A 6,758-nucleotide genomic window follows, 5' to 3' on the forward strand; every position below is an offset into this window, starting at 1 on the left:
TCTAGTACCAACGAACTAGCCCAACAACCCCGGATTCTGCAGGACCAGCCGTGCTGCTTCGGCGCTACCATTCTCATCATCCCCGGGATGGGCGAGCAGTTTCCCTGTAGCGCCGATTGTCGAGCGCTTCCCCAACGCTGCTAACATCCCATCCAGCCACAACTACTGTTACAACTACAATCCTCTCACATTCGAACACATTCGGTAACATCTCGTCATTCAATGTCATCATGGTCAGGCAAGGCACCACTTGACAGAATCCACAACATCGCCCTACAGCAAACCTGTCCCGTAGCAGTCCACAAACATGCTATCGTAATCCCTTGGATCAAGCGCCTAGCCAAGGAGTCACCGATGGCCTCATCCGAAATTCAAAAAACCCGTGTCATCAATGAATTGACCGGCTTTATCAAAAAGTTGCTGCAGGACCCCAAGGTCCTGGAGACCTCTCTAGAGATCGCCCGCCGGCACCTGGAGAGTGGCAGCGATAGTGGCGTCATGGCCGACATTGCCAACGAAATCTCGGACACCACCAGCATTCATATCCCTGACAGCGCCGAGGAGCACTCCGAAGCCGACCGGCTCTTCCTGGAGCTTCTCAAAGAGGTCGTACAGGAAGAAAAAGCGCTGTACTGACGCATTTTTTCCTCTTTTTTTCCTGCCCCCCGCCGATCGCCCCCCTGCCGTCGGCGGAATCTCGAAGATCTCCATCAAACTTGATCTGGATCAAGGTTACTATTCTTACATCGTAGTTTCGGCGTTCACACCATGGAATATCGTCTTTCCCTTTCTGCCGACATCGCCACCAAGTCCGCCTCGGTGAGACGCCACATGGGTCGCTGCCTGGCCACCAATCTGCGCAATGCACTCAGGCGCCAGGAGCCCAAGACCAAGGTCGTTGCCCAATGGGACCATCTTGTCGTAAGACTTCCGCGGGAGCTTTCTCGCGGGGATCGTCTGGCACTGGAAGCAAGCATGACCCGGATACCGGGCGTTCAGCGCGTGGCCAGGACACGTAACAGGCCGCTTGGGGACTGGCGGAACACCATCGAACAACTGGCACGCGAACGAGCATCGGAGCTCGAAGGCAAGCGCTTCAAGGTCAAGGTCAAGCGCAAGGGACATCACGACTTCGGTTCGGTGGAGGTAGAGCGTGCGCTGGGCGCAGCGCTGCTCGCCCATGCTGCTGATGCCAGGGTCGACCTGAGCACCCCGGAGGTAGTGATGCCACTGCGGATCGATGGCGACACCTTGATCGAGGAAGTCGACCTTGGGCCGGGCCTCGGTGGCTTTCCACTAGGCACCCAGGGAGAGGCACTGGTACTGATGTCAGGGGGTTATGACTCCCCGGTGGCGGCCTATCGGATGCTCAGGCGCGGCATCAAGTGTCACTTTGTCCTCTTTCGTTTTGGCGGACAGGAACAGGAAAGCGCGGTCAAGGCGCTGACCCGAGACCTGTGGCAACGATACAGCGCCTCCCACAAGGCCAACTTCATCACCGTTCCCTTCGAGGAAGTGGTCGAGACACTGCGTCGCGAGGTACCTGATGGCCTGGTGTCGCTGGTGCTCAAGCGCTTGATGATCGAGGCCGCCGCAAGAGTCGCGCAACGCGCGCGCATCCCCGCCCTGGTGACAGGAGAGGCGATCGCCCAGGTATCGAGCCAGACACTGACCAATCTCGGCCTGATCGACCGCGCCAGCCACCTGCCGGTGTTGCGACCGCTGCTGACCGATGACAAGCAGACCATCATCGATGAGGCCCACCGGATCGCTACCGCTGAGGCGTCGAGCCGAATGCCCGAGTACTGCGGCGGGATGTCCAGCCGCCCCAGGGTCAAGGCGTCGCTGAAGGAACTTCAGGCGGCAGAGGCCAGGCTACCGGCCGACCTGCTGGATCGCGCCCTGGCCAGCGCCACTCGCCAGCCTGTCGATGCGCCAGTATCCAAAGGCGTCAGCGCACCCTCCCAGGAGCCTCTGGCAAAAGTCTCCTTTGGAGGCCTCCACGACTTCGCCCGAACGGCGACCCGGGTCATCGATGTGCGGCCCCCGGACGACGTCGAGCGCCGTCCGCTTGGGCCACTCGCCTGCCCCGTCGATCATATTCCCTTCTATGAACTGGCGACCCGCAGCGATGCGCTTGATCCCGACACCCGCTATCTCCTCTACTGTGACCAGGGTGTCATGAGCCGCCTCCAGGCGCTGCACCTCAAGGACCGAGGCCTTGAGCATGTCGGCCTGCTGGTGGCGTCCTCCTGACAATGCACCGTCTGCGCAACGGCTTTTTCATGGCTGCGCCCAAGCACGATAGCGGATGCACACGACCTCGATCCTAGCTACAATCGTCGCCTGATTTTCAACGGGATATCACGTCACACCATGTCCATCACCGCACCCGACAAGCGCCAGATTCTGGTCACCAGCGCCTTGCCCTACGCCAACGGCGCCATTCACCTGGGCCACCTGCTGGAGTACATCCAGACGGATATCTGGGTGCGGTTCCAGAAGAGTCGCGGCCACCAGTGCCACTACGTCTGCGCCGATGACGCCCACGGCACCGCGATCATGCTGCGTGCCGAGCAGGAGGGCATCACCTCCGAGGCGCTGATCGACCGCGTATCCCGCGAACACCAGCAGGACTTCGCCCGTTTCGGCGTGGCCTTCGACAACTACCACTCGACCCACTCCGAGGAAAACCGCCACTTCAGCGAGCTTATCTATAAGCGCCTGCGCGACAAGGGGCACATCGCCACCCGTGACATCGAGCAGATGTACGATCCGGTCAAGGGTCTGTTCCTGGCCGATCGTTTCATCAAGGGCACCTGTCCCAAGTGCCACACCGCGGATCAGTACGGCGACAACTGCGAGGCCTGCGGCGCCACCTATACCCCTGCCGAGTTGATCGATCCGGTATCGGCTATTTCCGGCGCCACCCCGGAAGTCCGCAGCTCCACCCACTACTTCTTCAAGCTGCCTGACTTCGCCGACTTCCTCAGTGCCTGGATCAAGGACGACCATGTCCAGCCGCAGATCCGCAACAAGCTGATGGAATGGTTCGAGTCCGGATTCAACGAGTGGGACATCAGCCGCGACGCGCCCTACTTCGGCTTCGAGATTCCTGACGCGCCGGGCAAGTACTTCTATGTCTGGCTGGACGCTCCGATCGGCTACCTGGCGAGCTTCAAGAACCTGTGCGAGCGTGAGGGGCTGGACTTCGACAGCTACTGGGAGCGCGACTCAAAGGCCGAGGTCTACCATTTCATCGGCAAGGACATCGTCTACTTCCACGCCCTGTTCTGGCCGGCGATGCTGCACGGGGCCGAGATGCGCACCCCCACCGCAGTCAACTGCCACGGCTTCGTCACGGTCAACGGCGCCAAGATGTCCAAGTCACGCGGCACCTTCATCAAGGCCGCGACCTACGCCGAGCATCTCAATCCCGAGTACCTGCGCTACTACTTCGCCGCCAAGCTCACCTCCCGTGTCGATGACCTCGACCTGAACCTCGAGGACTTCGCGCTCAGGGTCAATGCCGACCTGGTGGGCAAGGTGGTCAACATCGCCAGCCGCTGCGCTGGTTTCGTCAAGAAGCTCGGAGGTGGGCAGCTGTCGACTCACTGCGCCGAGCCGGACATGCTGGCACGCTTCATCGCCGCCGGTGACGAGATCGCCGACTACTATGAACAGCGGGAGTTCGGCCGCGCCATGCGCAAGGTGATGGAACTGGCCGACGAGGCCAACAGCTACATCGCCGACCAGGCCCCCTGGGTGCTGGCCAAGGAGGCAGGCCGCGAGCAGGAAGTGCTCGACATCTGCTCCATGGGAATCAACCTGTTCCGTCAGCTGATGGTCTACCTGGCCCCGGTCGTACCGGCCATGGCCGAACAGGCCAGACTGTTCATGAATCTCGACACCCTCGACTGGAACAGCCGCGAGACCTGGCTGGGCGATCACCCCGTCAACAAGTTCAAGCCGCTGATGACCCGGGTCGAGAACGATCGTATCGATGCCATGATCGAAGCATCGAAGGAGGATCTGGTGGAAGAACAGAAGCTCAAGGAAACGCCCAAGGGACCGCTGGCCGAGACGCCGATCGCCGACGAGATCAGCTTCGACGACTTCGCCAAGGTGGACCTGCGTATCGCCCGAATCGCCAAGGCGGAATACGTCGAAGGGGCCGACAAGCTGCTCAAGCTGTCGCTGGATCTCGGCGGCGAAAGCCGCCAGGTCTTCGCCGGCATCCGTCGCGCCTATTCGCCGGAGGCTCTCGAAGGCAAGCTGACCGTCATGGTGGCCAACCTGGCACCGCGCAAGATGCGCTTTGGTGTTTCCGAAGGCATGGTGCTGGCGGCTGGCAACGACGACGGCATCTATCTGCTCGAACCCCACAGTGGCGCAGAACCCGGCCAGCGGGTCAGCTAAGGGGTTCCATCAAGCCCATGCGCCGGCGGGACCCTGCCCGCCGGCCGTTACCTCGTGCATTCCATGACCGACGTTCTTCTCGTCCTCGTCAGTACCGCCCTGGTCAACAACTTCGTGCTGGTGCAGTTTCTCGGGTTATGCCCTTTCCTGGGGGTGTCCTCGAAGCTGGAATCGGCGCTGGGCATGTCCCTTGCCACCACCTTCGTACTGACCCTGTCATCGGCGGCCAGTCACCTGCTGCACCGTTATCTGCTGGTGCCGCTGGATCTTGAGTACCTGCGCACCATCGCCTTTATCGTGGTGATCGCCGTGGTAGTCCAGGCCACCGAGGTCATGGTCCGCCACCTGAGCCCCCTGCTGCATCGGGTGCTCGGCATCTTCCTGCCGCTGATTACCACCAACTGCGCGGTGCTGGGCGTGGCGCTGCTGAGCCTGGGTCGCGACGGCGGCTTCTTCGATGCGCTGCTGTACGGATTCAGCGCCGCTCTGGGCTTCTCGCTGGTGTTGATCCTGCTGGCGGCCATGCGCGAACGCCTGGCGGGCGCCGATGTACCCCGCCCGTTTCGCGGTGCAGCCATCGCCATGATCACCGCCAGCCTGATGTCGCTGGCCTTCATGGGCTTCACCGGACTTGCCACCGGGGGCTCCCCATGAGCCTGACGAGTCTTGTCGGCGTGGTCCTGATGGTCGCGCTGATCGGCGTCTGCGGCGGACTGCTGGGCTGGCTGAACCGTCGCTTCAAGGACGGCGAGGATGGCCTGGTGGAGCAGATCGACGCCCTTTTGCCCCAGACCCAATGTGGCCAGTGTGGCTATCCCGGCTGTCGGCCCTACGCCGAAGCCGTCGAGCAGGGAGAGGCCATCAACCGCTGTCCACCGGGCGGCGAGGCAACCATTCTTGAGTTGGCCGAACTGCTTGGTCGGGAACCTCTGCCGCTCGACGGCGACGCCGACGATACCCCCCGGGTGGCCTTTATTCGGGAAGATGAATGCATCGGCTGCACCAAGTGCATCCAGGCCTGCCCGGTGGACGCCATCCTCGGTGCCTCGAAGATGATGCACACGGTCATCGCACACGAATGCACCGGCTGTGATCTGTGTATCGCTCCCTGTCCGGTGGACTGCATCGACATGCTGCCAAGAGAGCCACAACCCCGCTGGACCGCCGGCATCATCCCCAGCGACCGTACCACGGAGACGCTTCATGGCAGTACTTGAGCGGCTCTGGCGATCACTGGCGACGGGTACCCGGCCCGCTGGCGGCGTGCTGCCTCCTACCCGCAAGTCGCAGACCCGTGACCTGGGCATACGCACGCCGCCGCTACCGGCCAGGGTGACATTGTTGCTGGAAGATGGCCGCGACCAGCCCTGGCGAGAGGTCCAGCCCATCGTCAAGCCAGGCCAGTACGTGCGTGCCGGCGAGCCAGTGGCACGCGCCGTCGGCCACCTGGCGCTGCCGGTGCACGCCAGCATCTCGGGCCACGTCAGCGCGCTGTTCATGCACGACGAGGCGGACGCCGGCGGACAACACCCGCCCGCCGTGGTGATCGAGGCCGACGGCGCTTCACAGCACCACTGGCTGCCGCCGCTCGACTGGCAAGGCGCGGCCCCCGACGAGATCATCCAACGGATTGCCGACGCCGGCATCGCCGGCATGGGCGGCGGCGGATTTCCGGCCCATCTCAAGGTCCGCGCGGCACGCCAGGCGGGCATCGATACCCTGGTGGTCAACGCCGCCGAGTGCGAACCCTACCTGAGCGCCGATGACCAGACACTGCGCCAGCACACCGACCGGGTGCTGCTCGGTGCAGCAATGGTGGCCCATGCCACCGGGGCCGCCTCTATTGTCATCGGCATCGAAGACGACAAGCCCGAGGCGGCCAGCGCCGTGCGGGCCCGGCTAAACGAGTTGCCCTGTCCGGCACGACTCGAGGTGATCCCCACCCGCTACCCCAGCGGCGGCGAGCGCCAGCTGATCGAGCGCCTGCTGGGCCGCCGTCTCGCCTCTGACCAGCTGCCGGTTGACGCCGGCGTGCTGTGTCACAATCCCGGGACCCTGGCGGCCATCCACGACGCGGTGGCGCTCGGCAAGCCGATGATCGAGCGCACCCTGACCCTGGCGGGCCGAGCGCTGGCACGCCCCGGCAATGTCACCGCGCGCCTGGGCACCGCCATCGAACACCTGCTGCAGGACGCCGGCCTCGATCGCGCCATATCCAGGCGATCTATGGCTCCTCGTCGCCGGCCTATACGCCGCCGCTGACCGACAACGCCCGGATTCACTATCTGGCTTTGTCCTGCTCGCCCTGCTTCGAGCGACATTGCCCGCTCGGGCATACC

At 63.2% G+C, this 6,758-nt stretch carries 6 protein-coding genes and 1 pseudogene; all 7 read left to right on the top strand.

Features of this window, described 5'->3' with window-relative positions:
• Positions 1–354 precede the first annotated feature (354 nt).
• The gene (locus NH448_RS07585; RefSeq protein ID WP_045994775.1) at positions 355–636 is read left to right on the top strand and encodes a hypothetical protein; all 282 of its coding nucleotides are present in this window, start codon (positions 355–357) and stop codon (positions 634–636) included.
• Between the two features lie 132 nt (positions 637–768).
• Positions 769–2,256 carry a tRNA uracil 4-sulfurtransferase ThiI gene (gene thiI / locus NH448_RS07590; RefSeq protein WP_045994776.1) on the top strand — a complete coding sequence of 496 codons (1,488 nt, stop codon included), beginning with the start codon at positions 769–771 and terminating at the stop codon, positions 2,254–2,256.
• Positions 2,257–2,376: 120 nt separating this feature from the next.
• A complete protein-coding gene (gene metG, locus NH448_RS07595) occupies positions 2,377–4,419 on the top strand; it encodes a methionine--tRNA ligase (RefSeq protein ID WP_045994777.1) in 2,043 nt (680 codons plus the stop codon).
• 63 nt (positions 4,420–4,482) lie between these two features.
• Positions 4,483–5,073, top strand: a complete 591-nt coding sequence (gene rsxA / locus NH448_RS07600; protein ID WP_045994778.1) for an electron transport complex subunit RsxA — start codon at positions 4,483–4,485, stop codon at positions 5,071–5,073.
• Entirely contained in the window at positions 5,070–5,636 is a 567-nt protein-coding gene (gene rsxB, locus NH448_RS07605; protein WP_253028641.1) for an electron transport complex subunit RsxB, read from the top strand. Before rsxA ends, rsxB begins: the two co-directional genes overlap by 4 nt.
• Positions 5,623–6,681 carry an RnfABCDGE type electron transport complex subunit C gene (locus NH448_RS07610; protein ID WP_253028642.1) on the top strand — a complete coding sequence of 353 codons (1,059 nt, stop codon included), beginning with the start codon at positions 5,623–5,625 and terminating at the stop codon, positions 6,679–6,681. Before rsxB ends, NH448_RS07610 begins: the two co-directional genes overlap by 14 nt.
• Positions 6,633–6,758 (top strand): annotated as a pseudogene (locus NH448_RS07615) (glycosyltransferase family 9 protein); the annotation flags it as partial. The gene NH448_RS07610 and the pseudogene NH448_RS07615, both read left to right, overlap by 49 nt.

This window comes from Halomonas sp. OfavH-34-E, assembly GCF_024124525.1.
Taxonomy (GTDB): Bacteria; Pseudomonadota; Gammaproteobacteria; order Pseudomonadales; family Halomonadaceae; genus Halomonas; species Halomonas litopenaei.